The sequence below is a fragment of the Haloferax sp. s1 genome, from assembly GCF_058382125.1.
Window position 1 is genome coordinate 1 of record NZ_JBZRPK010000369.1, and the last position, 3712, is coordinate 3712.

The 3712-nt window shown below is 55.3% G+C and carries 1 protein-coding gene and 1 pseudogene; both read left to right on the plus strand.

All coding sequences use genetic code 11. The features are described from left to right. Positions 1-9 precede the first annotated feature (9 nt). Positions 10-644: pseudogene (locus tag QT222_RS04590) on the plus strand (IS6 family transposase). A 671-nt stretch (positions 645-1315) separates the two neighbouring features. Continuing rightward, a complete protein-coding gene (locus tag QT222_RS04595) occupies positions 1316-3235 on the plus strand; it encodes a G8 domain-containing protein (RefSeq protein WP_491476446.1) in 1920 nt (639 codons plus the stop codon). Positions 3236-3712: the final 477 nt, after the last annotated feature.

Genomic DNA, 3712 nt, shown 5'->3' on the forward strand with positions numbered 1-3712 from the left:
AGAGCTCTCGTGCAGCCCATCAGAACGCGAAGCGTTCTGAGGACGCCCGTCAGGGCGTTCGCCGTCCGACTCCATGCTGCCGGTCTTTCACTCAGAGAGACAGAAGCGATTCTTCGGTTACTCGGTGTAGAACGCTCGTTTCAATCAGTTTTTCAGTGGGTTTATCGGCTGTCTGACAGCATTTCGGACCCGCCGAAGGCGACGCCGAGGCGGGTCGCGGTCGACGAGACCGCTGTCAAAATCAATGGCGAGTGGTCTTGGTTGTACGATGCAATAGACCCCGACACAAAAGTGATTCTTGACGTCGCGTTGTTCAAGCGTCATGGAACTGATCCGGCAGCTGCGTTTCTCACGGGGTTTGTGAGAAACACGACTGTTCAGAGACCGTTTTTCTAGCTGATGCCTTCGGCTATCGGACTGCCTTCTCTCGATTAGGGGTGAACTGCCGAGTCGACTATACAGACCGAAACCTGATTGAGAAGTGGTTTCAGACGTTCAAAATGAGAGTTGACCGTTTCCACAATTCACGGGTGGGCAGTCGGCTGAGCGTCCGCCGGTGGCTTGCAGTGTTCGTTCATTACTATAATTTTCAACGCCCGCATCAGTCGCTCGACGGTCGAACGCCAGCCCAGGAAGTTAACTAGACAGTGCCTGCCCACCCGTTTCTTTCACTCGTCGTTTCAGTTCTTCCAATTCGTCTTTCGTGTTGCCACCCGTCGCACGGGTGCTGCAGTCGACCGCACCGACGAAGACGGGTATCGTGACGCAACGAACTGGAGGAGGGCAATCCACCCGGAGGTCATACTTGAGTATGATTCCATTCTCAGTTGATTCTGCTTGCAACTCGACCTCGTGGCGTTTCACTCGCTAGCGTGTCGAACTAACTGAACTTCAACAGTCTCAATCGGTGCTACCGTACTCAACAGCGCTTCAACCGGTGTTATTGTACTCTCCCGAGCCACTGTTCTGTTATGTTCGCACTCTGAACTACCATTGGTTCTTCAGTTAGTTCCATATAGATGTCATTTTCAGTCGTCATAATGCTTTGAAATAAGTTTTAAATTTAAAGTCATTGAAAATAAAGGCCGTGAGACGAAATACCGACCAGAAAACAACGAGTAAAGCGAAAAGACAGTTCAATCGGCGTCGTTTCCTCAAGGGGACGACCGCTGCCCTCGCAACGAGTGCGGTCATGGGCAAAAGCGGGGCAGTGTCGTCAGACGCATCCACGCCCGAAATGTGGTCAGACCCGGAAACGTGGAGTGGTTCGACCCCGAGTGCCGGGGACGAAGTAACAATTGGTTCAGATAAGCACGTGGTCCTTGACCAGAACACGCCGAATTTGGGCGGTGTCACGGTTCAAGGCGTTCTGGAATTCAAAGACGGAGCGTACAGAGAACTCACGAGCGACTACGTCCTGGCCGAGGGCGATGGAATGATTCGCATCGGAACCGAGGACGAACCTTTCCAGAGTAAGGCAGTTATCACGTTGACTGGAACGGAGACGGACGAGAGCATTAGAGGTAGTGGTGGGATGGCCATCGGCACGAAGCTTTTCGGCACCTTTGACGGTGGCATCATCGACATACACGGTGCGTCTCGCGAAAAGACCGACTGGACGAAACTCGGAGCTACTGCCAACGCAGGCGACAGGCGCATCCAACTCAAAGAGGCGGTCAACTGGGAACCAGGAGACGAAATCGTAATCGCCCCGAGTGGGACAGACCCCACAGAAGCCGAGCGGCGCACGGTCGAATCAGTCGACGGAGACACCGTGGAACTCAACTCGGGACTGGACCACGACCACTTCGGAGAGACTCAAGAGGCCAAGGGACGAACCGTCGATATGCGTGCCGAGGTCGGGCTGTTGACTCGCAATGTCGTCATGCGGGGCGATAATGAGGTTTCGAACCCCGGCGGTGAGGGAACGTACAACAACCCGACGAAAGGAGACACCAGCCTCGAATACGAAACCGGCTTCGGTGCACATGGCATCTTCGCTAAGGACCCCAAACGGGTCCAAATCGAGGGGATGGAAATCTACCACGCCGGTCAGACTGGTCACAAGGCCCGATACCCGCTACACTTCCATCACGCCAACGAACAGCCGAACTCGTATATCGCACACAACAGCGTCCACGATAGTTACCAACGCGGCTACAACAGCCACGGCACTGGTAACGTGACCTACGAACGAAACGTTGGGTACGATATCAACGGCCACTGTTTCCTCGTCGAAGAAGGTCTCGAAGCCGAACAGAACAACGTGTTTCGGGAGAATTTAGTGGTTTTCAACCGACGCGTTCGCAGGGGAGACCGGCCCTTCGGTGGCAGAGCGAGTGCCAGCGGCGATTCGAACGAACAAAACGACTTCCGGCCGGCCGCCTTCTGGATTTCGAACCCGAACAACGTACTTGAGGGCAACCACGCCGCAGGTGGATACCTCGCCAACGGGTTCTTCTACGATGGTCGGGGTGGCTTCGAGGTGGACGAGGCTGATATCGACATTACCTTCCGGAACAATACAGCCCACACGTACTCGGCAGACGCGGAACTCCGATACAAGAACCTCGCCCGCGGATTCGGCGTGTTGGTCCAGATGTTCCCGGACGGTGTCGAGCAGTTCCCCTTCCCGGAGGCCCCTGAACACAGTATCGAGGGACTGACGGCTTACAATAACGGTCATTCGGCGGTCTGGACCGAGTGGAGTCATACCACACTCGAAGACTCCGTCATCGCCGACTTCCGGGTCGGTCATTTCGCCATCGGTGGTTCGACGACTCGCAGTAATCTCTTCGTTGGCAGTAGTAACAATCCTGTCGGGCGAGGTGGTGGAGGCGACTTCTTCAGCACATCCGACACCGGTAGTTCAGGCGACTCTACCCACGAGGAATACGACGAAGCGGTCGAAAAGGCGATCGAACAGAAACGAAACGGAAGTGACGGAGCAAAAGAGCCCCGGAAGGAGACAAAGATCGGAAACGGTTCTTATGGCACCAGTCAGGTCTCAAAGAAGTTGAACAACAGCAGTTCCTACGGCACCGAAAAGACCTCCAAGAACCCGAACAGCAGCAACGGCACCCGCACGACCAGCACGTATTATGGTACGAGTGATGGTACTGGAATCTTCAACGACACGATCTACTATCGCGACACCCCGTCGAACGAAGCGAACGAGTTCGACAGCGTCGTCCAGCCGTCCCGTCAGCGAATCAGAGCCCTTGAGGTTAGCTGATCACGTCAGCTGATCCGTACCGGAAGTGCGTCAATACGACCTGGGGTTGAGTGCCCCGTTGAATCCGAAGACAGCAGCAGGATAACGTCACTGTAACGGCGGAAGCGAAGCGGAGAAGGGGAACTGTGCTTTTCCCTCGGCTCCGGTAACGAGTCGCATTCTGGAGCAAAAGCGCTGTGCTGCCAGTCTCACGGTGGTGATGAGCACCCTCGGGTGGCAACAGATTTGCCGACTGGAAGCATCTCTCTTGCATTTTCTGCGGAGTCACACGAACACCACCTACCGCGAAACCGTCGGTTGGCGGGTGAAACGGATTGGATTCGCGCTCGCTTGCAGTTGGTTCGAACAGAGTTCCCTGCACCCTCGACGGAATCGATTACGCCGCCGTCGTCGTCCATCGCGTGCCGGAACTCGATGGTTGTTGTTTCAGATGTCTCGGTCGAACCACCCGAGTACCCACTGTTGTCGGTTCGCGTT